Source organism: Ruegeria sp. YTSA108 (assembly GCF_059610185.1).
The window spans coordinates 504,194-529,997 of record NZ_JBXWND010000001.1 but is presented as its reverse complement, the minus strand read 5'-3'; the positions used below and the strand labels follow the sequence as shown (position 1 = coordinate 529,997).

22 protein-coding genes are annotated in these 25,804 nt (G+C 57.6%); 18 read left to right on the top strand and 4 right to left on the bottom strand.

The genetic code is table 11. From position 1 onward, the window contains the following. The first annotated feature begins 16 nt into the window (after positions 1-16). The 5 genes from metZ (at position 17) to AC2FHW_RS02610 (ending at position 6,601) form a co-directional block, all read left to right on the top strand. Entirely contained in the window at positions 17-1,207 is a 1,191-nt protein-coding gene (metZ, locus tag AC2FHW_RS02630; protein WP_496821374.1) for an O-succinylhomoserine sulfhydrylase, read from the top strand. A 171-nt stretch (positions 1,208-1,378) separates the two neighbouring features. After that, positions 1,379-2,482, top strand: coding sequence for a GTP cyclohydrolase FolE2 (gene folE2 / locus AC2FHW_RS02625; RefSeq protein ID WP_496821373.1), 1,104 nt, complete (start codon positions 1,379-1,381; stop codon positions 2,480-2,482). Positions 2,483-2,757: 275 nt separating this feature from the next. After that, a complete protein-coding gene (locus tag AC2FHW_RS02620) occupies positions 2,758-3,519 on the top strand; it encodes a hypothetical protein (RefSeq protein WP_496821372.1) in 762 nt (253 codons plus the stop codon). A gap of 50 nt (positions 3,520-3,569) precedes the next feature. Further along, on the top strand, positions 3,570-5,018 hold the full coding sequence (locus AC2FHW_RS02615) for a TrkH family potassium uptake protein (RefSeq protein ID WP_142634535.1): 1,449 nt from the start codon (positions 3,570-3,572) through the stop codon (positions 5,016-5,018). Continuing rightward, the gene (locus AC2FHW_RS02610; RefSeq protein WP_282027467.1) at positions 5,018-6,601 is read left to right on the top strand and encodes a thiamine pyrophosphate-binding protein; all 1,584 of its coding nucleotides are present in this window, start codon (positions 5,018-5,020) and stop codon (positions 6,599-6,601) included. The genes AC2FHW_RS02615 and AC2FHW_RS02610 overlap by 1 nt, the downstream gene beginning before the upstream one ends. A gap of 45 nt (positions 6,602-6,646) precedes the next feature. Here the strand turns inward: AC2FHW_RS02610 and AC2FHW_RS02605 are convergent, their stop codons facing one another. Beyond that, on the bottom strand, positions 6,647-8,383 hold the full coding sequence (locus AC2FHW_RS02605; protein ID WP_271946395.1) for a serine protease: 1,737 nt from the start codon (positions 8,381-8,383) through the stop codon (positions 6,647-6,649). A gap of 204 nt (positions 8,384-8,587) precedes the next feature. On the opposite strand from AC2FHW_RS02605, the gene AC2FHW_RS02600 reads away from it, so the two are divergent. Next, entirely contained in the window at positions 8,588-9,517 is a 930-nt protein-coding gene (locus AC2FHW_RS02600; RefSeq protein ID WP_271946397.1) for a glycine--tRNA ligase subunit alpha, read from the top strand. 8 nt (positions 9,518-9,525) lie between these two features. Here AC2FHW_RS02600 and AC2FHW_RS02595 read toward each other — a convergent pair whose 3' ends face one another. Beyond that, entirely contained in the window at positions 9,526-10,158 is a 633-nt protein-coding gene (locus tag AC2FHW_RS02595; RefSeq protein ID WP_142634527.1) for a MarC family protein, read from the bottom strand. Positions 10,159-10,250: 92 nt separating this feature from the next. Between AC2FHW_RS02595 and AC2FHW_RS02590 the strand changes: the two genes are divergently transcribed. From AC2FHW_RS02590 to glmM, 9 genes are all read left to right on the top strand, one after another. Then, positions 10,251-10,778: a DUF6446 family protein gene (locus AC2FHW_RS02590; protein ID WP_271946400.1), complete on the top strand. Its 528-nt coding sequence runs from the start codon at positions 10,251-10,253 to the stop codon at positions 10,776-10,778. Beyond that, entirely contained in the window at positions 10,775-11,977 is a 1,203-nt protein-coding gene (gene gltS / locus AC2FHW_RS02585) for a sodium/glutamate symporter (protein ID WP_271946402.1), read from the top strand. The genes AC2FHW_RS02590 and gltS overlap by 4 nt, the downstream gene beginning before the upstream one ends. Before the next feature lie 9 nt (positions 11,978-11,986). After that, positions 11,987-14,104: a glycine--tRNA ligase subunit beta gene (glyS, locus tag AC2FHW_RS02580; RefSeq protein ID WP_496821371.1), complete on the top strand. Its 2,118-nt coding sequence runs from the start codon at positions 11,987-11,989 to the stop codon at positions 14,102-14,104. 36 nt (positions 14,105-14,140) lie between these two features. Then, positions 14,141-16,702: a putative PEP-binding protein gene (locus AC2FHW_RS02575; protein WP_281972295.1), complete on the top strand. Its 2,562-nt coding sequence runs from the start codon at positions 14,141-14,143 to the stop codon at positions 16,700-16,702. A 153-nt stretch (positions 16,703-16,855) separates the two neighbouring features. Then, entirely contained in the window at positions 16,856-17,530 is a 675-nt protein-coding gene (locus AC2FHW_RS02570; protein WP_246097141.1) for a cell wall hydrolase, read from the top strand. Between the two features lie 116 nt (positions 17,531-17,646). Beyond that, positions 17,647-18,975, top strand: a complete 1,329-nt coding sequence (locus tag AC2FHW_RS02565; protein ID WP_496821370.1) for a multicopper oxidase family protein — start codon at positions 17,647-17,649, stop codon at positions 18,973-18,975. A 100-nt stretch (positions 18,976-19,075) separates the two neighbouring features. Further along, positions 19,076-19,996 (top strand): dihydroneopterin aldolase, encoded by a 921-nt coding sequence (locus AC2FHW_RS02560; RefSeq protein WP_271946412.1) that lies wholly within the window; start codon positions 19,076-19,078, stop codon positions 19,994-19,996. Continuing rightward, complete coding sequence (folP, locus tag AC2FHW_RS02555; RefSeq protein WP_496728116.1) at positions 19,993-20,991, top strand: dihydropteroate synthase; 999 nt, start codon at positions 19,993-19,995, stop codon at positions 20,989-20,991. Before AC2FHW_RS02560 ends, folP begins: the two co-directional genes overlap by 4 nt. A 35-nt stretch (positions 20,992-21,026) precedes the next feature. Further along, positions 21,027-22,370 carry a phosphoglucosamine mutase gene (gene glmM, locus AC2FHW_RS02550; RefSeq protein ID WP_271946415.1) on the top strand — a complete coding sequence of 448 codons (1,344 nt, stop codon included), beginning with the start codon at positions 21,027-21,029 and terminating at the stop codon, positions 22,368-22,370. Here glmM and AC2FHW_RS02545 read toward each other — a convergent pair. Then, a complete protein-coding gene (locus AC2FHW_RS02545; protein WP_282027463.1) occupies positions 22,367-23,275 on the bottom strand; it encodes a DMT family transporter in 909 nt (302 codons plus the stop codon). The genes glmM and AC2FHW_RS02545 overlap by 4 nt on opposite strands. Positions 23,276-23,352: 77 nt before the next feature. Between AC2FHW_RS02545 and AC2FHW_RS02540 the strand changes: the two genes are divergently transcribed. Next, positions 23,353-23,697, top strand: coding sequence for a hypothetical protein (locus AC2FHW_RS02540; protein ID WP_142634506.1), 345 nt, complete (start codon positions 23,353-23,355; stop codon positions 23,695-23,697). Between the two features lie 39 nt (positions 23,698-23,736). On the opposite strand, the gene ilvC is transcribed toward AC2FHW_RS02540, so the two are convergent. Then, a complete protein-coding gene (gene ilvC / locus AC2FHW_RS02535) occupies positions 23,737-24,759 on the bottom strand; it encodes a ketol-acid reductoisomerase (RefSeq protein ID WP_142634504.1) in 1,023 nt (340 codons plus the stop codon). A 132-nt stretch (positions 24,760-24,891) separates the two neighbouring features. Here ilvC and AC2FHW_RS02530 point away from each other — a divergent pair, with 132 nt between their 5' ends. Both AC2FHW_RS02530 and AC2FHW_RS02525 read left to right on the top strand, forming a co-directional pair. After that, positions 24,892-25,347, top strand: a complete 456-nt coding sequence (locus tag AC2FHW_RS02530; protein ID WP_271946422.1) for an Lrp/AsnC family transcriptional regulator — start codon at positions 24,892-24,894, stop codon at positions 25,345-25,347. Next, entirely contained in the window at positions 25,344-25,802 is a 459-nt protein-coding gene (locus AC2FHW_RS02525; RefSeq protein WP_142634500.1) for an Lrp/AsnC family transcriptional regulator, read from the top strand. The genes AC2FHW_RS02530 and AC2FHW_RS02525 overlap by 4 nt, the downstream gene beginning before the upstream one ends. The last annotated feature ends 2 nt before the right edge of the window (positions 25,803-25,804 follow it).

The window sequence follows — 25,804 nt, the reverse complement described above, 5'->3', positions numbered from 1 at the left end:
GGCTGAAAGGAATGACATGAGCGAGAGCTGGAACAAGCGCACACAAGCCGTCCATGGCGGCACCCGCCGCAGCCAATACAACGAAGTGAGCGAGGCGATCTTTCTGACCCAGGGATTTGTCTATGATACGGCCGAGCAGGCCGAGGCGCGGTTCATCGAAACCGGCCCTGATGAGTTCATTTACGCTCGGTATGGCAACCCGACAGTTTCGATGTTTGAACAGCGTATCGCGGCTCTGGAAGGGGGCGAAGACGCTTTTGCCACCGCCTCTGGAATGGCTGCGGTGAATGCGGCACTGACTTCGATGTTGCAAGCCGGTGACCACGTTGTTTCTGCCAAGGCTCTGTTCGGGTCGTGCCTGTATATTCTGGAAAACGTGCTGACCCGGTTCGGGGTTGAAGTGACCTTTGTGGACGGTACCGATCTTGACGCATGGGAGGCTGCGATCCGCCCGGACACTAAAGCGGTTTTCTTCGAATCCATGTCCAACCCGACGCTTGAGGTCATCGACATCTCAGCCGTTTCCCTTCTGGCCCATGCGGTTGGTGCAACGGTCATCGTGGACAATGTGTTCTCGACCCCAGTTTTCTCGCGCGCGATCGCTCAGGGGGCTGACGTGGTTGTCTACTCGGCGACCAAGCATATTGACGGGCAGGGCCGCGCCCTGGGTGGTGTCATCATCGGCACCAAAGAGTTCATCCGTGGTACGGTCGAGCCCTATATGAAACACACCGGAGGCGCGCTTAGCCCCTTCAACGCGTGGATCATGTTGAAAGGGCTTGAGACCATGGCCTTGCGGGTCAACGCACAGGCCGAAACCGCCCAGAGGATTGCCGAGGCGCTAGAGGGCCATCCGGCGTTGGAGCGGACGCTTTACCCCGGTCTGAAGTCTCATGCGCAGAATGATCTGATACAAACGCAGCTTGGCGGCAAAGGCGGGACAGTGCTGTCGTTAGATATCAAGGGCGGAAAAGAGGCGGCATTTTCCTTCCTTAACACCCTGACGATTCCGGTGATTTCGAACAATCTGGGCGATGCCAAGTCGATTGCGACCCACCCGGCAACCACCACACATCAAAGATTGAGTGACGACCAAAAAGTTGAGCTGGGCATTGCTCCGGGCCTCATCCGGTTCTCGGTAGGTCTGGAAGACGCCCATGATCTTCTTGCCGATATCAAGCGCGCATTGGACGTTTCTCAGCAATAGGGGCGTCAGCTGGACTGTTAGGCATGGTTCGAAAACGGTTTGTGACTTGTGCGCATGGTGCGCCCATCACGAAGTTTCGATCCGGGCTGTGTTTCGGCGCGTATACCATTAGACTGGAAATCGTGTCGAACATATATATAGTCCGGCGACCAACCCGAGGAGCCCTGATCGATGAACGTGTATCCCCGTGACATTGATGACGCCCCCAACAATGATGAGGCCGCGGCAGCGTTGAAAACCCTGCGGAAATGGGCCGAGAACGCGACCGAGGCTGAAATCGGTCAGCTTGATCCTGCTGTCGCGCGGCTTGTGCCGGGGCTCCTGCCGGTCAACTACCCATCCCTGTCGCGGCATTACCCCGAGGGGTTTGCTGTGGATGAGGCCTACCGCGCCTCGTTGCCTGACCTTCAGAATGGACCTTCCAGCCTGATCCGTGGGGCGAAGCAACAGATTCAACATGTTGGCATATCGAATTTCCGCCTGCCGATCCGGTTTCACCGCAAGCAGGGCGACGACCTGACGCTGGAGACCTCAGTGACTGGCACTGTCAGCCTTGATGCGGAAAAGAAGGGCATCAACATGTCCCGTATCATGCGTTCGTTCTACAAACATGCTGAGCGCACGTTCAGCTTTGAGGTGATCGAGGCTGCGCTGAACGACTATATGACCGATCTGGACAGCTTTGACGCACGTATCCAGATGCGGTTCTCTTACCCGGACAGGACTCAAAGCCTGCGTTCGGGTCTGGAAGGCTATCAATATTACGATATCGCCCTGGAACTGGTCGAACAGAATGGCGTGCGTCAAAAGATCATGCATCTGGATTATGTGTATTCCTCGACGTGCCCATGTTCTCTGGAGCTCAGCGAGCATGCGCGGTCTACACGAGGGCAACTGGCGACGCCGCATTCGCAGCGCTCGGTTGCGCGGATATCGGTTGCGGTCGATTGCGATGCCGATTGCCTCTGGTTCGAAGATCTGATTGCGCTGTGTCGCAGGGCGGTGCCGACCGAGACGCAGGTCATGGTCAAACGTGAAGATGAGCAGGCCTTTGCCGAGCTGAACGCCGTAAACCCGATTTTTGTCGAAGACGCGGCACGCCTGTTTTGTGCCGAACTTTTGGCAGACCATCATATCGGCGATTTCCGAGTGATCGCCAGCCATCAAGAAAGCCTGCACAGCCATGATGCCGTTTCTGTTCTGACTGAGGGCCCGACCTTTGTGTCCTCCAGCCTGGATCCGAGGCTGTTTACGACATTGTTTCATGTCGGATAGGCGTTAAGCCTTTGTAAAGACTTGATTAAGTGCCAGCGTGGTGAAATTTCGCCGCATTGCAGCGATAAATGCTGCAAGCGCGAAGTTCTTGCTGTAAACTATCCTTGAATGCAGCCATCTCGTGGTCACTGTTCTGGTGATCATTTCACTCAATCAGGAAGCCGGCACGTGCGACGCCAAGGACTGCAAGGCAACGTAATCCGCCCGTTTAGTCAGGGCGGGCAGGGTTCTTTACTCATTCGCGGGTTGCATCACTTTCACAGGAGAACAACCTCATGAACCCGTTTACCCAGCCATTTGAATTTCAGGCAGCAGCAATTCGATTTGCCGGTGAGGCAATGACCAACCATTTGAAAATCATGCAAATTCTGACCAACTCTGCGATTGAACTGCCCTTCGCCCAGGTTCAGGCCCTGCGTGTCGCCTCCGAAAAGACTGTTGCTGACGTGAAGGCACCTGAGTTCAAATCTCAGGCGATGCCTGTGGTCAATGCTGATCCGCAACCTGCGGCAAAGGTCAAAGTGGCTGTCCAGAAGAAGGCAGAAGTCAAGGCAAAGGCCGAATCGCCCAAGCCCGCCCTGGCGAAACCTGTGACAAAAGCCAGAGCGTCGGGGGGTGCGAAAAAGGCACAGGCCAAATCCGCGGCAAAACCTGCAGTGGCAAAAGCCGCAGCCCCAAAAGTCGCAGCTAGGCCCGCTGCCCCCAAAGCCGCTGCGGCAAAGCCTGCTGTTACCAAAACCGTAACTGCCAAATCTGAAACGCCCAAAGTAGAAGTCGCTAAACCTGCTGCAGTCAGACCTGCAGTGGCAAAAACTGCTGCTCCCGCCGCTGCGATCGACGCTGCTGTTGCAAAAACCGCAGCTGTTAAACCGGTAGCGTCCCAGGTGAAGGCAGATCGGGTTGCAACCGCCAAACCTGCACCTGCAAATCCGGCCGCGTCGAAGGCTCAGGCGGGACAGGCGGCAGCTGCACGCCGGTCACGCGCGCCTTCGAAACCGCCCGTGATGCCCGTCTCGAGCGGCAAAACCGAAAAGTAATCAGGACATCCGCTTGACACAGTCGTGCAGGCGCGCCAACGCTGCGCCTCATGACGGACATGCGCCCGGTAGGATATGTGATTGGCCTGTTGGTCGCCATTCTTGGGGCGACCATGATGTTGCCCATGCTTGCGGACCTTATCGAGGGTCGCGGCGAATGGCATGTTTTCCTTGAAAGCAGCGTTATCACCATTCTGACCGGCGCTGTACTTTCTATGAGCTGCTCAAATGGCGTTGGCGAAGGGTTGACGATCCGTCAGACCTTTCTGCTCACGACCGGCGTTTGGGTGGCTTTGCCTTTATTTGGGGCAATTCCTTTCCTGTTCGGGGAAACCGAGCTGCGCTTTGTAGATGCCTATTTCGAGGCCATGTCTGGACTTACGACCACGGGCTCGACCGTGATTTCCGGGCTCGACGGGCTGCCGCAGGGGTTGCTTTTGTGGCGCGGTGTGCTGCAATGGCTGGGCGGTATCGGGATCATCGTTGTTGCAATGGTTTTTCTGCCCGAGCTTCGGGTCGGAGGAATGCAGATCTTCCGTTCGGAAGGTTTCGAAACCATGGGCAAGATCCTGCCGCGGGCGCAAGAAATCGCAGGCCAGATTTCCTTGATCTACGTGTTCCTGACCGTGGTCTGCGCACTTGTTTACACCGGTCTTGGCATGAGTTTCTTTGACGCCGTGGTTCATTCTATGACCACAATCTCGACCGGTGGGTTTTCAAACTATGATGCATCGTTCGGTACCTTCTCGGGTCCCGCGGAATATGCGGCGTCGATTTTCATGATCCTCGCTGCCTTGCCATTTGTGCGTTATGTTCAATTTGCCAATGGCAGCACCGGCTCCCTGTTCCGCGACAGTCAGATTCGGGCGTTTTTGGCCACGATCCTGATTCTTGTAGCCGTCATGGCGGTGTTTTTGACCTCTGTCTTTCCGCATCATTGGGAACAGGCGGTGCGGGAATCGCTGTTCAACATCACGTCGATCATTTCAGGTACCGGTTATGCCAGCGTCGATTACATGGGTTGGGGCAGTTTTCCGATCATGGTGTTCTTCCTGATTGGCCTGATCGGAGGGTGTGCGGGATCAACTGCCTGTTCGATCAAGATTTTCCGCTATCAACTGCTGTTTGCATCCATCAAAACTCAAATCCGGCGTATCCGTTCACCGCATGGGGTGTTCATGCCTCTCTATGATGGGCGTCCCATCGGAACGGATGTCCTGACTTCGGTCATGAGCTTTTTCATGTTCTTCGTATTGTCTTTGGGTTTTCTGGCATGGGCGCTGGCGCTGACCGGGCTGGATTTCATTACCTCTGTCTCGGGTGCAGCAACAGCGTTGGCCAATGTTGGTCCGGGCCTTGGGGATCAGATCGGACCAGCGGGTAATTTCAGCGGGCTCAGCGATACAGCCAAATGGTTACTATCTGCGGGGATGCTGGTCGGTCGGCTTGAACTGCTCGCGGTCTATGCGCTGTTCACAGTCCATTTCTGGAGAAGTTGATGAAAAGACCACTTGGCGCTCAAATCTCGCACATGCTCCGGGATCGGGGTGTTGATGTGATTTTTGGTATCCCCGGCGTCCATAATCAAGAGATGTATCGCGGGATCGAAGAAGCCGGCATCACCCATGTTCTTGCGCGTCACGAGCAGGGGGCCGGTTTCATGGCGGACGGATATGCGCGCGCAAGCGGCAATCCTGGCGTGGCCTATGTGATCACAGGGCCTGGGCTGTGCAACATCATGACACCCATGGGGCAGGGGTATTCGGATTCGGTGCCAATGCTGGTGCTGTCCTCCTGCCTTGATGATGATCAGGCGCTGCAGGGACAGCTTCATCAGATGAAGGATCAACGTGCCGCCGGAGAAACGGTCGCGGATTGGTCGTTGCAGGCTAATACAGCTTCGGCCGCCTATGGCCTGGTTGAACGTGCTTTCGAAGAGTTCGCGTTGAGCCGCCCCAGACCCAAGCACATACAGGTGCCGATTTCGCAACTTAAGGCACAGGCTGACCCAGCCCCATTCCCGAACCAGCCGGGTTTGCGGACAAAGGCTCTGCCGCCGGACGTCGCGCCGGTCTTGTCGATGCTGAACATTGCGCGCAGGCCGCTGTTCGTTCTGGGAGGTGGTGCAAGATCAAACTTGTGGCGGCAGATTCTGACACAGATCGGAGCGGCCTGTTTCACCACCTATGCGGGGCGTGGAATGGTGGGGTTGGATTATGCGTTGGATTTTGGCGCTGCCTTGTCTCGTCCCGAAAGCGCCCGGATCATCGCCTCCGCCGATCTTGTGGTGGTCGTCGGAGCCGAGCTGGGTGAGGTCGATCTGTGGCGCGATGCGCTGGGGCATACGGCCAATATGATCCGCATTGATCTGGACCCTCAGGTCCTGTCAGACCATCATCGGGCCTCTGTCAAGTTGCAGGCGGATGGCGGAAGCTTTGCCCACGCGATGTGGGCGTCTATCGACCATGTCAAACCGGCAAATGGCTGGTCCTCGGATGAGGTCTCCGAAGCCCGCAGTAAATGGCGCGCCGAGATTGACGCAGAACGGCCCGGTATTGTCCCGGTGTTGGATGCCTTGCGTAAGGCAATGCCAGCGGATGTGATGGTGTATTCGGACATGACCCAGTTCGCCTATGTTGCCAAGGGGGTGTGGGAAATGCCTTTCCCCTATCATTGGCACCACCCGAACGGCTTTGGCACGCTGGGCTATGCGTTGCCGGCTGGAATAGGTGGCGCTATCGCGCGGCCGGGCAGGCCGACTGCTGTGATTGCTGGGGATTATGGCTTTCACTACACGATGATGGAATTGGGCGTGGCGGTAGAGCTGGGTTTGCCCCTGCCGATCATTCTTTGGGACAATGGCAAGCTGAAAGAGATCGAAGACAGCATGGTGGGCAGTCAGATCGCGCCGAATGCTGTCGTTGCGCGAAACCCTGACTTTTGCAAACTGGCCGAGGCATTCGGCGCCTTGTCTGCTGCGCCCTCAACACTGGAAGACATGCAGTCTGCGGTGCGAAAAGCGTTTTCCGCTAAGGGGCCGACATTGATCCGGATCACTCCGGACATATGGCGCGCAGAATAAAAAACGCCGCCCGGATGGGCGGCGTTAATGCGCGATTTTACGAACTCAATCCCAGCATTGTACCAGAACAGTCATCCCATTTGCCCGGCGGCTAAGCTCATTGGGTGAGACCTGCGTGGCGGCGGTGGCGCTGGATTGACCTGCCAGCCCAGCCTTGCTCAGCGCCTTGTTCAGGCTCTCTGTATTGGCAGACAGGCTGACCGAGGCGGGCAGGGTCCGCCCATTCGTCGGGGTCGGCAAAAGCATCCCGACCACCTGACCGTTGCCGTCAAACACGGGGCCTCCTGCATCGCCGGGTTGGGTGGCCAGCGCCAGACGCTTCACGCCATCCTCACCGTTCAGGCCGCGCAGGTCGGCGATCTGCCCATATGACAGCGTCGGACCGCCCAAAACGCCCTGATACGAGAATCCGGAGACCGCAACCTCGGACTGAATCCGCGGCTTGGTGCTGCTGAACTCGGCCACGCTGATCGGGGAAAGGTCGCGGCTTGGCCGCAGAACGGCGATGCCGATATTGGGATCGGTCGAGGCGACCTCAAGCTCGTGCGCGCCGTCCAGCGTGATCCGCGAGCAGCTATCTGCCGCCTCGGTCACGGTGAGGACGGTGCCTTTGGCATCCGCAAAGAACCCCGAGCGTGACAGGCGCGGTTTGCGAACCTGCAGGCCGGATACAAGATCAATGCTTTGCGCAGCGTCCGATCCGGCGGCGGCGTCAAGAACCGCATCAGTGGTGCTAAAGTCCGCTTTCATGGCGGCAAGAACGCGGGTACGGCGCGCCTCGTCCCCTTCGGGCCAGACCAGAGTAAAACCTTTGATCTGACCATCTTTCAGCTTGGCCTCGGTATAAGATACAATGTCATTGCCGCGACCTTCCAGCGTAAAGCTGTCACCGCGCAGCTGGCGAGGGCCTTCAAGCGGAACGATTTCCAGCGACTGCATGACTTCAAAAAGGGCCCGCAGGGTTGCTTTGGTGCCATCCTGACTGATCAGCAGGGCCTGAGCATTCAGGTCGGTCGAGCCGTTGAAATGCACGAAGGGGGCCTCGTAACGGTCGAATGCAACAACACCCAGCGGCATGGCCATCTCGATACCTGCCTGTGGGTCTGTGTAGCGCTGCATTCCGGCGCTGATTAATGGCGCGTTATAGTCATCCATCAAGGCGTTGCGCTGTGCCGTCGTCAAAACCCCGGTCGCCTCGTATCCGTTGAAACTTTGCCAGTCGCCCATCGAGCGACGCGTTCCCTGTCCAAAGGCACCGTCAATCGTCGAGTTGTAGAAACCGGCTGCTTGAAGTGCGGTTTGAAGGCCCATACGCTCCTGCGCGCTCAGCAATCGTTCGCTTTGCAGCGCCTGTGATCTGGTTTCATCGGCAATTTGCGGGGTTGCCTCGGCCACTGGCTGTTCCGGTTCAGGTGCGACCGGCGCTGTCACAGCGGCCTGGTCCTGAGTATTCGCACTGACCGGCCAGAACTGCTGCCCCAGTGTGTTCGAGAAGGCGATAAAGCTGTCGGCTGGAATTTGCCCCTCTGCGCGGTACACCCGCAGAACTTGCTCGGCATCGCCGCGCAGATACGGGCCGATCACAATGGCATACCAGCCCGAATTCAGGCGAAATCCATTCACGTCTGGCAACGCGCCAGAATAGGCTTGTGCGCGTTCCTGGGCTTCACGCAGCGAAGGCTGCGCCTCGACCTGGACCCAAACACCTCCGTCTTGCTGAGCAAATGATGCCCGCACGCCGAAAAGGAAAAGAACTGAAATTACCGTTAATATGCGTCTCATTGTGTGCCTGTGTCCGCGGTGTTTTTCTGCGATGAAGAGTACGCGATATGCGGGTTGAAACACCATGCCTGGAATACGGGGAATTTCCAGTTCGGCCGCTCAGTGGCTTCCCGGGCACACTGTCCCGTTGACGCCCCTTGGCCCCTTGCATAGGAAGGGCAAAACCCACCGGAACAGGGCGCAATGGCGTCCAAAGGGAATGTGATGACCGTTAAGTCCAACGCACCTCGCTCTTTTCAGGAGATCATCCTGCGCCTTCAGACCTATTGGGCGTCAAAAGGCTGCGCCATTCTGCAGCCCTATGACATGGAAGTGGGGGCAGGGACATTCCATCCCGCGACTACTTTGCGCGCGTTGGGGTCCAAGTCCTGGGCCGCAGCTTATGTACAGCCCTCGCGCCGCCCAACAGATGGGCGCTATGGCGAGAACCCCAATCGCTTGCAGCACTATTATCAGTATCAGGTGTTGATCAAGCCTAGCCCGCCGGACCTGCAGGCGTTGTATCTGGGCAGCCTTGAGGCAATCGGCATCGACATGGACCTGCATGACATCCGGTTTGTCGAGGATGACTGGGAAAGCCCAACCCTGGGCGCCTGGGGCCTGGGCTGGGAGGTCTGGTGCGACGGCATGGAAGTCAGCCAGTTCACCTATTTTCAACAGGTCGGAGGCCATGACTGCGCGCCGGTTTCAGGTGAATTGACCTATGGGTTGGAGCGGCTGGCGATGTATGTGCTGGGTGTTGATCACGTGATGGACATGCCCTTCAACGATCCGCAGTCACCCAGCCCGCTGACCTATGGTGACATATTCAAACAGACCGAAGAAGAATATGCCCGCTGGAACTTTGACGTGGCCAATACCGACGTGCTGCTCGACCATTTCAAAGAGGCCGAGGCTGAATGTGCCACCATTCTGGCGCGGGATCATGACGATCCCAAGACCGGCAAACGCATCATCATGGCGCATCCGGCCTATGATCAGTGCATCAAGGCGTCGCACATCTTTAACCTGCTGGATGCGCGTGGCGTGATCTCGGTGACGGAACGGCAGGCCTATATCGGACGCGTGCGCGCCTTGGCCAAGCAATGCGCCGACGCCTTCGTCCAGACCGAAGCCGCCGGGTACGAGGTCTGATGCGGCAGTTACGCCAAACCGGGAAGCAGAACTTTAAGTCCGTCCGCGATCATGCTGATTGCGATGGCAGACAGGATCATACCCATAAAGCGGCTCATGATCACCCGAGCGTTGTCCGAAAGCCGCTTGGACAGCGCCGCGGCGTTCCAGAATGTGACGAACAGCAAAAACAGCACTGCCAGAAAAACGCCCGCATAGAGTATGACGTCCATAGGTTTGGACATTTGATGTGCATAGAGGATCAACGTCGTGATTGTGCCAGGCCCAACGAGGATGGGAAAGGCCAACGGATAAAAGGCGACGGTGTCGGCCTCGGGATAAGATTTCTTTTCGCCTTCGGTTCCGTGATGCGCCGTGCTCTCGGTGCCGCTCAGCATGTTCAGGCCGATCATCAGGACAACAAGACCGCCCGCAACGCGCAGATCATTGACGCTGATGCCGAACAGTCCCAATGTCTTGCTGCCAATGGCTGCAAAAGCACCGCCCAGGATCAGACAGTAGGTGACGGTTTTCACCGCAACCTTGCGTTGATCTGCGGGGGTCAGACCATCAGTCACGCTCAGAAAAACGGGCAAGTTGGTGATCGGGTTCATGATCGCAAAAAGCGCGCCGAAAAAACCTGCGGCGAGAGTCGTGTCCATTTTCATTACCCTAAAGTCAGCCTGTATCAGGTTGGAAACTGGCCCATTTTCGACCTCAATGAAAGAGGCCACGTGAATAGGATGCTCGAACGATGACCGGAAAACTACTTGCTATTCTCCTTCTTGGGTCGGCTGTTCTGGCTGGTGGGGCCATGTACTATCTGCAAGTTTACGGCTTTTATTATGAAGTGGTCTCAAAGCCGGGACAGGATGTCCGTTTGCTAGCAATCGGCGCAGATGAGCCCGAGACCATCGCCTATACGGACTTTCAGGCGATTGATGCGGACAGCTCTCCGATTCGATACCGCGCCTGCTTTGAAACTGACCTGACGCCAGCAGATCTGGCTGGTTATCAGACCGCCAATGACCCCGAACCGTTGACGGCGCCCGGATGGTTTGAGTGCTACGATGCCATAATGATTGCCAACGCGTTGCAGACCGGTCAGGCGCAGGCCTTTATCGGGGCTAAGAATATACACTTTGGCGTGGACCGGATCGTCGCTGTAACCCAGGATGGAAAAGGCTATGTTTGGCACGCGCTGAACAACTGCGGGGAAAAGGCCTATGACGGCACGGTCGTCGGAGAGGAATGCCCGCAGCAACCGGAAACGGGGCAATGACTTATCTCATCCCGGATATGATCGCCGCCACGTTGGGGCTGGCTGTCTATCTTTTGGGGGCGGAGTTGAACCAGCAGGTGAAGCTGCTTCAGCGCTTCAACATACCCGAACCGGTCAGCGGCGGGTTGGTCGCAGCGCTGGTGATGTTGGGATTATACATGGCCACAGGCATCTCTTTCGATTTTGAGATGGCCACGCGGGATTACATGCTGGTGCTGTTTTTTGCGGCAATCGGCCTGAATGCCCGGTTCCTGGATCTGCTTACCGGCGGCAAACCTCTGTTCTTGCTGTTGGTTCTGACACTGATCACCATCATCATGCAAAACGGCATTGGTGCGGTCGGGGCGGTTGCATTTGGTTTTCCTGCCCAATCCGGAGTGTTATTCGGATCAGCTGCACTGATCGGCGGGCATGGAACCGCCATCGCATGGGCGCCGGACGTTGGTGCCGTAACTGGGTTGGAAGGCGCGACCGAGTTGGGGGTCGCAGTGGCGACATTGGGCCTGGTGTTGGCCGCGGTGGTTGGTGGTCCTGTGGCCAAGTATCTTGTCGAACGCTATACTCTGACCCCCGACCGCCCCAATGAAGAACTGACAGTTGGTGTCGCAACCGAAGAACAGCGTTATCCTGATATTACGCCGCTTGGTCTGATGCGGGTCATGCTGTACCTCCATCTTGCCATTATCATTGGCTATGGCGTGAATGTCCTGATCGCAGAGGCCGGCCTGAAACTTCCTCTGTTTGTACCTTGTCTGATCATTGCCATTTTGATCGGCAACCTGCGCAGCTGGTTGCGGCCAAATGCAGTTCCCGTCAGCCGCACATCCGCGCTTGGGCTGGTTTCAGAGCTTGCGTTGGGTACCTTTCTGGCCATGTCGCTGATGAGCCTGCAGTTGTGGACGATTGCGGAACTTGGTGTGACCATTTTGGTCGTACTGGCGGCACAAACCGCCTTTACGGTAATCTTCGTTATCTACGTGTTGTTTCCGGTGATGGGGTCGGGATATCGCGCCGCGGTTCTGGCCGCAGGCTTCGGTGGGTTTGCGCTGGGCGCGACCCCCACCGCCATCGCCAATATGACCGCCGTAACCAAGCGATATGGCCCTTCACCTATTGCCTTTATCGTACTGCCCCTTGTATCCGCATTCTTTGTGGATATCGCCAATGCCATCGTCATCCAGACGATCGTCAATTTCTAAGGACTGACTATGCCCGACCTGCTGATCGAACTGTTTTCCGAGGAAATCCCTGCACGCATGCAAACCCGTGCCGGTGAAGACCTGAAAAAGCGGATCACCGATGGTCTGGTCGAGGCCGGTCTGACCTATGCCGGGGCCGCCTCTCTGACCACGCCCCGTCGTCTGACTTTGGCGGTCGAAGGCTTGCTGGCCGAAAGCCCGTCCATCCGCGAGGAACGCAAAGGCCCGAAAGTGGGCGCACCCGATAAGGCCATCGAAGGCTTCCTGCGCGGCGCCGGCCTGACCCGCGATCAGTTGGAAGAGCGTGAAACGCCCAAAGGTGCGGTCTATTTCGCGATGATCGAAAAGCCTGGTCGCCCGGCGGCTGATATCGTGGCCGACGTGCTTGAGGCGACCATTAGGAACTTCCCCTGGCCCAAGTCGATGCGCTGGGGCAGTGGACCGATGCGCTGGGTACGTCCGCTGCATTCGATCCTGTGCCTCCTCAGCGATGAGGCAGGCGCGCAGGTCGTGCCTCTTGAGGTCGAAGGGATCAAATCCGGCGACACGACCGAGGGCCACCGTTTTATGGCCCCGAACCGGTTTTCTGTCACGTCGTTCGAGGATTATGCCGCCAAGCTGAAACGCGCCTTTGTTGTGCTATCGCCTGAGGAACGCGCCGAACACATCTGGAACGACGCGCAGAACATGGCGTTTGCCGCCGGTCTGGAAGTGGTCGATGACAAGGGCCTGCTGGCCGAGGTCGCCGGGCTGGTCGAATGGCCCGTGGTGCTCATGGGGCAGATTGACGAAGAGTTTCTGGAGCTGCCGCCTGAGGTGCTGCAAACCTCGATGAAGGAGCACCAGAAGTTCTTTTCTGTGAAGAACCCCAAAACGGGCCGGATTGAACGCTTTATCACCGTCGCCAACCGCGAGACCGCCGACAATGGCGCGACCATTTTGGCGGGCAACCAAAAGGTGCTGTCGGCCCGTCTGGCGGATGCCAAGTTCTTTTGGGAGAACGACCTGCGCGTTGCCAAGTCGGATATGACCCAATGGACCCGCGCATTAGAGAACGTGACCTTCCACAACAAACTGGGCACACAGGCGGAACGGATCGACCGCATCGCCGCGCTGGCCCGCGAGCTGGCACCGATCACAGGTGCCGAACCGGCAGTGGCCGAGAAAGCCGCGCGTCTGGCCAAGGCCGATCTGAACTCGGAGATGGTCTATGAATTCCCAGAACTTCAGGGGCTTATGGGGCGGTATTACGTTGAGGCCGCAGGCGAAGACGCCGCCGTGGCCGCTGTGGCGCAAGAGCATTACTCGCCGCTGGGTCCGTCGGATGACGTGCCGACCGCGCCGCTGTCGGTGACCGTGGCGCTGGCCGATAAGCTGGACACGCTGACCGGGTTTTGGGCGATTGATGAGAAACCGACCGGATCGAAAGACCCGTTTGCCCTGCGTCGTGCGGCGTTGGGGGTTATTCGGTTGGTTTTGGAGAACGAAATTCAAATCAGTATGTTGCGCCTCTTTGAAAGAGCTATGCGCCGAGCCAAGGAGGCTGCTTCGCATGATCGAGATAACGCTTCTTTGAAGGAACTGGATGATCGCGTAGCGGTCGTACATTTGATGGATTTCTTCCACGACCGCCTCAAGACCTTCCTCCGCGACGAGGGCATCCGTCACGACATCATCGACGCGTGTATCGCGATGGACGGGAATGACGACCTCAACCTGCTGGTCAAACGTGCGCGCGCGCTGAACACGGTGATCGCGACCGAGGATGGCGAGAACCTCGTGCAGGGGTTCAAGCGGGCCAACAACATCCTTTCTCAGGCGGAAGAGAAGGATGGGGTGGAATATTCCTATGGGGCGGATGTGAAGTTTGCCGAAACAGACAGCGAGAAAGCACTGTTTGCAGCATTGGATCAGGCTCAGGCACAGATCGACACAGCGCTGGCGTCCGAGGATTTCCCGGCCGCGATGACGGCCATGGCCGCGCTGCGCGGGCCGGTGGATGCGTTCTTTGAGGATGTGCAGGTCAATACCGACAATGACATCCTGCGCCGCAACCGTCTGAACCTGCTCAGCCAGATCAGGAAGGTCTGTTCCAGCGTGGCCGATCTGGCCCGAATCGAAGGTTAACGCTCTTGCGCCACGGGCGCAGGGGCCTATGCTGCGGTGAAACCAAAAGGTGCCGCAGTGCAGAATAACCCGCATACCACTCTGATCACAGCCGAAGCGCCCGTAGCGGCGAATACTCATGGCGGGCGCGCGAAATGCCTGCAGCGTCTGGTTCGGCTGGATTTTCCCGTACCACGAACGGTTGCATTGTCCTTTGATGCAGTGCAGCGGATCGCCGGCGGGCAGGTGCCTGACATTGCGGCTATTCTCGAACAGTTCGACGAGGCGGCGCTGCTATGTGTTCGTCCAAGTTCCGAGGACCCCGATTGGGGCGGGCCTGGGGCAATCCTCAACATCGGTATGAATGATGCGCGCTATGTGGATCTGTCAGACGAGATGGGGAACGAGGCCGCGGCTGCACTGTCGCTGCGCTTTGTTCAAAGCTATGCCATTCATGTGGCGCGTCTGGATGCGGATGTGTTTGACGACATCGAGGCCGATGGGCTGGAAGGTCTGCGCCAGTCGTTGCGGGCCTATGAGGATGAGACCGACGAGCCCTTCCCACAGGATCGTGGTGAGCAGCTGGTTGCGGTTCTGCGTTCGATGGCGCGGGCATGGGATGGAACCTCAGCCCGGCTGTTACGCCAGGCAAAAGGTGCGCCAGCGGATGCAGGTCTGGGTCTGGTCATTCAAGAGATGGTCCCGGGTGTGGGGCAGGGCGAATGCGGGTCCGGCGTTCTGCAACTGATTGATCCGACAACAGGGCTGCAGCAGATAACCGGTCGTTATCTCAGCCAAAGCCAGGGTCGCGATGCGTTGGGCGAGGGGGTCGCTGCGCTGTATCTGGAAAAGGATCCGCGTGGTAAGTCGCTTGAGGAAGTTGCGCCCAAGGCATTCGCGGAACTCAAGGCACATGCTGCAATCATGCGCGAAAAGCTGCGTGAGGAAATGCAGGTCGAATTCGTCATCGAAAATGGGCACGTTCACATTCTGGACGGTGTGCGCGTGCAGCGCAGTGCCCGTGCCGCCATGCGGATTGCCGTTCGGTTGGCCGAGGATGGCATCATTCCTCAGCAAGAGGCGGTGATGCGGGTCGATCCGCATTCTCTGAACGAGTTGCTGCACCGGCAGGTTCACCCCGACGCGCGCCGTGATGTGCTGACCACAGGCATTGCAGCCAGTCCAGGGGCGGCAACCGGAAAGCTTGTGTTTACTGCGGCCGAGGCGCAGGCCAGTGCCGCGCGGGGCGAGCCCTGTATTCTGGTGCGCCGAGAGACGTCCCCGGAAGATGTCCGGGGAATGCACGCCGCAGTGGCTGTTCTGACCGAAAAGGGTGGGATGACAAGCCATGCGGCCGTGATCGGTCGCGGCTTGGGCCTGCCTTGCATCGTTGGCGCCTCTGAAATGCGGTTTCAGACCAAAGAGAAGATGTTGACAGCCCAGGATGGCCGCGTTTTCAAAACGGGCGACAAGCTGACGATCGACGGAACTTCGGGGCAGGTTCTGGCGGGGCAGCCCGCGATGCTTGAGGCGGCGCTAGACGATTGTTTTCAGACGCTTATGAGCTGGGCAGACGCCGAACGTGATATTGAGATCCGCGCCAATGCCGATACGCCTGCGGATGCGCAGACCGCTCGGAACTTTTCGGCACAAGGGATCGGCCTGTGCCGGACGGAACATATGTTCTTTGATCCCGGCCGCCTGATCGTGATGCGCGAAATGATCTTTGCCCAAACCTCTTCCGGTCGTGCGGCGGTTCTGGAACGTCTGCTTCCGATGCAACGCGCAGATTTCGTGCAACTCTTTCGAATAATGGAAGGTCAACCAGTCTGTATTCGCCTGTTCGACCCGCCGTTGCATGAATTCCTGCCCACGACTCGCAGTGGCCAGCGTGAATTAGCAGAGGCACTTGATCTGCCGGTTTCGGATGTGGAACGCCGTGTCGCCGAGATGACCGAATATAATCCGATGTTGGGATTGCGCGGCGTCAGGCTGGGCATCACGGTGCCGGAAATCTATGATATGCAGGCCCGGGCAATCTTTGAGGCGACGCTTGAGGCCAGCAAAGAGGGCGCTCTGGTGGTCCCCGAGGTGATGATACCGCTGGTTTCGGCCAAGCGCGAGGTTGAGCTTGTCAAATCTCGGATAGACACGGTTGCGGCGTCGGTAGCCGCTGAACGAGGGCAAGAGTTCGAATATCGGCTGGGGGTCATGGTGGAAACGCCGCGTGCCTGCCTGCGGGCGGACGAAATCGCTCCACAAACTGCGTTCCTTAGCTTCGGCACCAATGATTTGACCCAAATGACCTACGGATTGTCTCGTGATGACGCTGGTCGCTTCATGTCTGCTTATGTGCGTCAGGGTGTTTTCGCCGAGGATCCGTTCCACGTGCTAGATCCCGATGGTGTAGGGGAATTGCTGAAGCTGGGGTCTGAACGCGGACGCCGGGTTCAGCCGGACGTGACCCTGTCGGTCTGTGGCGAACATGGCGGAAACCCCGAATCAATCGCAATTTGTCGGGATTTGGGGTTCGACTATGTGTCATGTTCACCCTTCCGGGTACCTGTCGCTCGGCTGGCTGCCGCTCAACTGGCGATTTCGTCCAGACTTGGGGGTTGACAGTAACTGCCGACCCAAGGATTAGTAGGAAAAGAAGGTAGCCGTCGTCAACTTATTTTGACGTTACGGCGATTTTCCACTTGCATCTTCTTCTGATCTGGACGTTTCCGATTCAATTCGGTATGAGCCTCATCGCGCCCGCCGGGGGAGGGTATGGCGCAGAATGTGCCTGTGCGAGGTTATCTGATGCTAAGATATATTCTGGCTGTTGCCGTTATGGCGACAACCATGCTGCCTAGTGTGTCCTTCGCTGAGAGGGAAGCAACCGATACTGCGAAACGTGAGCTGGTCGCCCGTAGCGAACTGCCCGGTCAGAATTTTCGCGATTATCTGAATTTGTTCAAGCCCCGACAGGAGCCTGAGTCGAAAGAAGTGTCCTACTCCAAGAGCTGGTTGGACGAGCAACCCACCGCCACCGGAGGTGAACAGTTCAAGTGCCTGGCCGAGGCGTTGTACTTTGAAGCGCGCGGCGAAGGTGTGCGCGGTCAGTTTGCTGTGGCGGAGGTTATCCTCAACCGTGTTGCCAGCAGCCGCTTTCCCGACACGCTGTGTGGTGTGATCAATCAGGGCACAGGTAAGAAATACCAGTGCCAGTTCACCTATACCTGTGACGGTCAAGAGGAAGTGATCCGTGAAAAGAAGGCCTATGAGCGTGTGGCAAAAGTTGCGCGTACAGCCATCGACGGGGATGCCAAAAAGCTGACCGAAGGGGCTACGCATTATCACACGACCGCAGTGCGCCCGTCTTGGGCCAAGGTCTACAAGGAAACCGCGCGTATCGGTGTCCATATTTTCTACCGTCACAACTATCAGACGGCGAGTAACTGATTGACGCACCCGCGCTGGAACCCTACTGGCGCGGGACGAAAATCGCTTTAGATTGCGGGCCAAGGAGGCCCGTATTGTTGTTATCACGCAGACAGATTTTGCAATCCGGTACAGCAATGTTGCTGTTGCCCAAGGCAGTGCATGCCGCAATAGATGATTTGGTTGCCCAGATCGTCTCCCGACAGCTGGCCCCTGACGGGTACCCCGAGACCTCGGTTTGGTCCTTTGGTGGAAATGTGCCCGGTTCAGAAATTCGCCTGCGCAAAGGGCAAAGCGTCCGGCGCAGATTGGTAAACGATTTGCCCCAACCCGCTACGATCCACTGGCATGGCATTCGGATTGTCAATGCAATGGACGGAGTTCCGGGTCTGACGCAGGACGCTGTTCAGCCAGGCCACAGTTTTACCTATGACTTTGTGGTCCCGGATGCGGGGACATATTGGTATCATGCCCATAACCGATCCATGGAGCAGGTTGCGCGTGGCCTCTACGGCCCATTGATTGTCGAAGAAGATAATCTGCCTGATGTGGATCAGGATTTGACCCTTGTCCTGGACGACTGGAGGTTAGCCCCGGAAACCGGGCAGATCGTAGAAGATTTTGATAACCAGCACGACCTCAGCCACGCCGGGCGTTTGGGCAATCTCGTCACAGTTAATGGCCAGTTTGATCCAGAATATGCAGTGGCGCGCGGCGCGCGCCTGAGGCTGCGGCTGATCAATGCGGCAAATGCCAGGATATTCGATCTGGGGCTGGATGGTCTGACAGGTTGGATCGTCGCTTTGGATGGAATGCCTCTGGTTGACCCTTTGCCGGTTTCCGGGAACGTCCCGCTTGCACCTGCTCAGCGGATGGATCTGATTGTGGATGTGCAAAGTGATGAGGGTCAGATTGCCGGGCTTGTAAGTCAAGAACGCGGTGACAGCTTCGGTCTGGTTCGGCTTGCGGTGGCCGGTCAGGCGGCGGCAAACAGGACTGGAATCCGCCCTTTGCCAGCAAATGAGATGCCTAAGGTTCGGCTGGACGACGCACCGATCCATCGCATGACGCTGCAAGGCGGGGCCATGCGATGGCTGGATTCCGCCAATATGGGCGAGACCGAACTATCAGGCCGTGAATTGGCCCAACTCGGGAGGTTTTGGGCATTGAATGGCTATTCTGATCGACCGGATGAGCCGTTTCTGGATGCGCGATTGGGAAGTGCTCATCAGATTGAGTTTGTCAATGAAACGGCGTTTCCCCACGCTATGCACCTGCATGGGCACCATTTCCGCATCATCCTGGATGACGGCAAGCTGGGCCCCTGGCGCGACACGATACTGATAGGGCGGGGTCAGACCCGTAAAATCGCGCTGATTGCTGACAATCCAGGCGACTGGTTGTTACACTGCCATATGCTGGGTCATTCCGCATCCGGAATGATGAGCTGGTTTCGCGTCAGCTGACGCCGCATTCGAAGACTGGAATGGCGCTTGTTGCAGTGTTATAGGGCCTGCAATATGTAAATAGGTCCGAAAAGTCCACCAAGCCCAAAGGGTCAACCGCATGAGTTCTGAAATCCGTCTTGCCTTTGCGCACCCCTCCGAGCGGTCCGAAGCGACAGCCACGCGGGGACCTCTGGATCGCATCTCTCTGCGTGACCATATTGTCGAGGTCGAGATCGGCGCCTTTCAGGCCGAGCGTGGAACGACGCAACGCATCTGCTTCAATATCGTTGTCGAGGTGCGCCCGCTGACCGATCCTATTGACGATGATGTTGATCGCATCCTGTCCTATGATCGTGTGACCGAGGCCATCGCCTTTGAGCTGTCGGCCGAGCGGTTGAACCTGCTGGAAACTCTGGCGGACCGGATTGCTGAGAGAATTCTGCTTGAACCTCAGGCCGTAAGAGCTTTTGTCAGAATAGAAAAACTGGATCGAGGACCCGGCGCTTTGGGCGTCGAGATCGTGCGCGGTAAAGATGCAACTCACCACGATCTGGTCGAGGAAGAGCGTCCGCACCCGCGTTTGGCCTTCCTGTCAAACGAAGCAATCGCGTCGGACAATCTGACCGGCTGGATTGACCAGTTGGAAAACCGGAAACGCCCCCTGATCCTCTGCGTCGGGGCGGCGGATATGGCCGTTTCGCAAACCGGTCACGCGATGACTCAGCGCCGGATCGACCTGCTGGCCATTGAACAGAACGCCTGGGTACTGGCCGCGCGTGACCTGCGCTGTGTCGTCGTTTCCACCCGGACCGAGTTGGATTGGGCCATGAAGAACGGGCAGATTTGCGTCTGGGCGCCGTCCAAGATCGTGCTTGATGCAGTGGACGGCCCGTCGGCTGCGCCCTCGGATGCGGTCGCTCTGGCGGCGTGGTTTGCCGCGACATTCGAAGCGAGCGAGCTGATGGTATTCGGAGGCGCCTTGCCGGACTCACCCCAGACTCCGCTGCGCGCTGTGCCGGTGGATCAGGCGACCCTGTGACCACTTACTATCGCCCTTTGGTTCAACATGGTGAGGCGTGCCCCGAGGGGGCGGTCGCCTTGGCCGGTCAGACGCTGTGGTTCACCCATGTCGAACGCCTCAGCCGGACCGAAGCCGCGCGCATCCTCCCGGCTGCGCAGGTTCCCGGCGATGTGCTGGATCGGCTGACACGTCCACGGGCCGCTATTTCTGGCGTTGCGATGGATCGGCCCCAGATCATGGGCATCCTCAATGCCACGCCGGACAGTTTCTCGGATGGCGGGGTGCATAACTCGGTCGAGGCGGCACAGGCTGCGGCGCGGGACATGGTCGCGCAGGACGCCAGTATTCTTGATATCGGAGGCGAGTCGACACGCCCCGGCGCAAGTTTTGTTCCTGAAGACGAGGAAATCGCCCGTACCGAACCGCTGATCAAAGCGATCGGATCGGCCACCGATGCGCTGATTTCCATAGACACCCGCAAAGCCGCCGTCGCCAAAGCCGCCTGGAAAGCCGGGGCAGGGCTGATCAATGACGTCTCGGGCTTTACCTTCGACCCGGACCTTGCGCCGTTCTGTGCCCAGGTTGGGGCCCCTGTCTGCGTGATGCACATGCAGGGCGATCCCGGTTCGATGCAGGACGACCCGACTTACGACAGTGTTTTGCTGGATGTTTATGACTTCCTACATGGGCAGGTTGGTTTTCTTGAAGACCTCGGCATGAGCCGGGACCAGATCATTATCGACCCGGGCATAGGATTTGGCAAAACCGAAAAGCACAATCTTATCCTTCTGCAGAATCTCAGCCTGTTTCACTGTTTGGGGTGTCCAATCCTGCTGGGCGTATCCCGAAAGGGGTTTATCGGGCAGATAGGCAAAGAGCCCCGCAAAGACGCGCGTGCGCCGGGATCCATCGCCGTGGGGCTGGCCGGATTGGCACAGGGTGTGCAGATCCTGCGTGTTCATGACGTCGCTGAAACCGCTCAGGCCTTGCGTCTATGGGCCGCCGTCCGGTAATCCGGTCGCAAGCAAGAATTTACGGAGAGATACCAATGCGCAAGCTGTTCGGAACCGATGGGGTGCGTGGCACCGCCAATACGCATCCGATCACGGCTGAGATGGCCCTGCGCATGGGGGCCGCGGTTGGGCGGTACTTCCGACGTGACCAATCCGGCGTGCACCGTGTTGTTATTGGCAAGGATACGCGCCTGTCTGGGTATATGCTGGAAAACGCGCTGACGGCGGGGCTGACCTCGACCGGGATGAATGTTTTGCTGCTGGGACCAGTTCCAACGCCGGCTGTCGGCCTGATGACGCGGTCAATGCGCGCCGATCTGGGCGTGATGATCTCGGCCAGTCACAACCCCGCCGAAGACAACGGGATCAAGTTTTTCGGGCCTGATGGCTTCAAACTGTCGGATCAGGCGGAAATTGAAATCGAACGGCTGATCGAAGAAGGGGTTAAGCCTGCGCAGGCCCAAAATATCGGTCGGGCCCGCCGGGTAGACGATGCGCGGTTTCGCTATGGCGAGCGGGTGAAATCTTCGCTATCCCGCGATCTTAGGCTGGACGGTTTGAAAGTGGTGGTGGATTGCGCCAATGGCGCCGCGCACCGTACTGCGCCCGAAGTTTTGTGGGAACTTGGGGCCGAGGTCATTCCTGTAGGCACCTCTCCTAACGGTAAGAATATCAATCTGAATTGCGGTTCGACCAAACCTCAGCTAGCAGCTGAAACGGTGGTGGCGCACGGGGCCGATGTGGGGATCTGCCTGGATGGTGATGCCGATCGGGTTGTGATCGTGGATGAGCACGGACACGTGGCCGACGGCGATCAGTTGATGGCGTTGTTAGCGACCTCTTGGGCCAAGGCCGACCGCTTGCGCGGCGGCGCTTTGGTCGCGACAGTCATGTCCAACCTTGGTCTCGAACGCCATCTCGGTTCGCAGGGGCTCAAGCTTGAACGAACGGCCGTAGGCGACCGCTATGTAGTCGAGCGGATGCGTGAAGGAGATTTCAACCTGGGTGGTGAACAATCTGGCCACATCGTCATGAGCGATTATGCCACCACAGGCGATGGCCTCATGGCGGGCCTGCATTTCCTGGCTGAAATGGTACATTCCGGGCGCAACGCATCCGAACTGTCGGTTCAGTTCGAAACAGTACCGCAACTGTTGAAGAACGTGCGCTATGGCGAGGGGCAGGCCCCGCTGGAAACAGTTGGTGTGAAAGCCGCAATCTCGGATGCCGAAGAGCGTCTGAAAGGAAAAGGCCGATTACTGATCCGTAAATCCGGCACTGAACCTCTGATCCGCGTCATGGCGGAGTGTGAAGATGATCAGCTGTTGGCCAAAGTCGTTGACAGTATCGTTGCTGAGGTCGCGGCGGTTGCAGGCTAGCGACCGGCCAGCATTCTGCGCAGGCTGAACCACTGGCTGATCGCTAGCCCGGTCAGGATCATCGCTAGAGCAACGTAAAACCGTATCGGCAATGCCTCGGACAGAACCCACGCGCCAAACACCATCGACCATATCGGAACTTGGTAGTTGACCAGCGTCAGAAAAACAGACCCGGCGCTGCGAATAATCGAGACGCGCAGCAACGTGGCAAAGGCGGTTGGAACAAGGCCCAATGCGATTATGGCGAGGCTAGGCCGTGCGCCATGCCAATTTGGCACCCCTTCGGTTACCAGCATGATGGGCAACAAGATCGCCGCGCCGACCAGCAAAGTGAGCGCAGCCAGAACAACCGGATCGACCGGAGGGCATCTGCGCGTGAATATAGAAGCGCAGGAATAGCACAGTGCAGCACCAATACAGGCCAGCTGTGCCAGTGGTTCCGCACCTTGACCAAGCTGTGCAAGGCCAGGGCCAATCAGAACCAGCGCGCCTGCAAATCCAAGTGATACGCCAACAAAACGCCGCGCGTTGAGGGGCTCATCCGAAAAGAAATGTGCCAGTGGCAACACCATCAACGGGATGGCCGCCATCGACAGGCCCGCAAAGGCGGACGGAACATATTGCTGGCCCCAGCTGAGCAGCAAAAAAGGTAGGGCCGTCGACAGAATCCCGATCACGATGATTGAGGGCCAAAGGCCCCGCGTGGTTGTTGGCAATTTGCGACCCGTCGCCCCCATCAGCAGTATAAGGGTGAGCGCGCCCAGAGTCGTGCGCGCTGTTGCTACTGTGACGGGCCCGTACCCTTCGAGCGCGATGGCCACGACCATAAATGTGCCGCCCCAGATGAAGCCAAGTACAGCGACCATAAGCCAGTTTTTGTTGGTGATTTCAGAGGGTTCTCTCATGGTATTGCCTGCTTCGTCACAATTAGCTGCGAGTGTGGTATTGTAGGGGTATTGGAAAAAGAATTTGGAGACAAATTATGGACTACAAAGAAGTGAATGCTGTTTGCCAGCCCGGAGACGATGTGGCTTCACGAGATTGGTATGCTTGGAACAACAAGATGCCTCCGGGGCCCGCTAGGTTGATTGTGACGGGCATTGTCACGGTTGGTAATCCAGGGGTCGAGCCCATGTTGGTTATCGCCAATCCGCAGGGGATCAATCCCAGCCATTTGCTGCTCAACATCTTCCTCTGTCAGAAGCCCGGGAAATGGCCCTCGGTGGTTGTCGACAAGCCGGTGCGGTTCGAGCAGCATTCGAACCCGATGTATACCCATGTGGATATTGTTGGCGGGCCGTCGATAGAAATTTTTGACGCCCATTAAATGAATGACGCCGCCCCGGGGGGCGGCGTCACGATAGGATCAGTTCTTTTCCTGATCGACCAGTTTACCGGCCGAAATCCAGGGCATCATGTCCCGCAGCTTTTTGCCGACCACTTCGATCTGGTGCTCGTCATTGGAACGGCGCGAGGCTTTGATGGTGGGTTGACCCACAGCATTTTCCAGCATGAAGTCGCGTACGAATTTGCCGCTCTGGATGTCCGACAGGGTCTCTTTCATTGCCTTCTTGGTCTGCTCATAAGGCAGGATGCGCGGACCAGTGACGTACTGACCGTATTCAGCAGTGTTCGAGATCGAGTAATCCATGTTGGCGATTCCGCCTTCATAGATCAGGTCCACGATCAGCTTGGTTTCGTGCAGACACTCGAAATAGGCCATTTCGGGTGCATAACCTGCCTCGACCAGAGTTTCAAAGCCGCAGCGGATCAGCTCGACGATACCGCCACACAGAACCGCCTGTTCACCGAATAGGTCGGTTTCGCATTCTTCGCGGAAGTTGGTCTCGATGATGCCCGAACGGCCGCCACCGATGGCCGAGCAATAGGACAGACCGATTTCCAGCGCTTTGCCGGTTGCGTCAGTGTCAACAGCCACAAGGCAGGGAACGCCGCCACCTTTGGTGTATTCACCACGGACGGTGTGGCCGGGGCCTTTGGGGGCCATCATGATGACGTCTACGCCTGCTTTCGGTTCGATCAGGCCAAAGTGAACATTCAGGCCGTGGGCGAACGCAATCGCAGCACCCGGCTTGATGTTGTCATGCACGTATTTCTTGTAAGTTTCGGCCTGCAATTCATCGGGCATGGTGAACATGATGACATCACACCAGGCTGCCGCTTCTGCAATGCCCATGACCGCCAGGCCTTCGGCTTCGGCTTTCCTAGCCGAAGGCGAGCCTTCGCGCAGGGCAACGACCAGATTCTTCGCGCCCGAGTCGCGCAGGTTCAGCGCGTGTGCATGACCCTGGCTGCCATAACCCAGGATGGCCACTTTTTTATCTTTGATCAGGTTGATGTCGCAATCGCGATCGTAATAGACGCGCATGATGCTGGTCCTTTCTGTTTCGATTGCTGTGGGTTTTAAGGCGATTTTCCAAGGATAGCGATACTGTTATCCTTGAATTATCAAGGATAACTCGAGTATCTATTCTTGAAGTATAGTAAAAAAGAAAAAATCATGCTTGATGATGTTGACCGCAGGCTTCTGCGTCATTTCCAGGCCGACCCGACACTGACAACCGCTGAGTTGGCCGAGCTTTGTCGCATCAGCACAAGTGTCTGCTGGCGACGTATCGAAAAAATGCAAGAGGCCGGGATTATTCAAGCCCAAGAGGCGATCATTGACTGGGCCGCATTGGGATATGCAGTCGAGGTTTCATTGCGGGTGACGCTGGATAAGACCCAACCGCGTGCATTCGACGAGTTCATGGGTGTCGCGCGCGAGGTTCCCGAGGTGATCGAGATTCAGACCTTTTTGGGCCGCGTGGATGTGCGCTTATCTGTGCTTGCCAAGGATATGGCACATTACCAGCAGCTGTATCGTGACCGTATCCTGACTTTGCCGCATATCGCAGATATCGAGGCATTGATGCATATCGCGCGGGTCAAAAGCGATGAGGTGCTGCCGCTATGACCGAATTGGATGAGCTCGACCGCAAAATTCTGCGCGCTCTGATCCAGGATGCAACGCAAAGCGCGGGTGCCTTGGGGCGTAGATTTGGCCTGTCTCAGCCCGCGATGTGGCGCCGTATCCGGAGGCTTGAAACGACGGGGATCATAAAGGGGCGCCACCTGCGTTTGAATGCAGAAGCGTTGGGGTTTGGGGTGACAGTTTTTCTGGGGGTCAAGTTAGCGCGGAAAGGTCAGGTCAGCCTTGAAGATTTCGAACGTGCCGTCAGTGCGATCCCCGAGGTTCAAACCGTTGAACATGTGTTGGGCCTCTATGATTACCGTTTGCGCGTCGTGGCACGGGATCTCTCGGACTTTGAACGTGTTCTGCGCCGCCGGATAATGACTTTGCCCGGGGCCGGAGATGTCGAAGCCAATGTATTGCTGAGCGAAGAGAGGCTACCCGGGCCTATCGGCTAGGC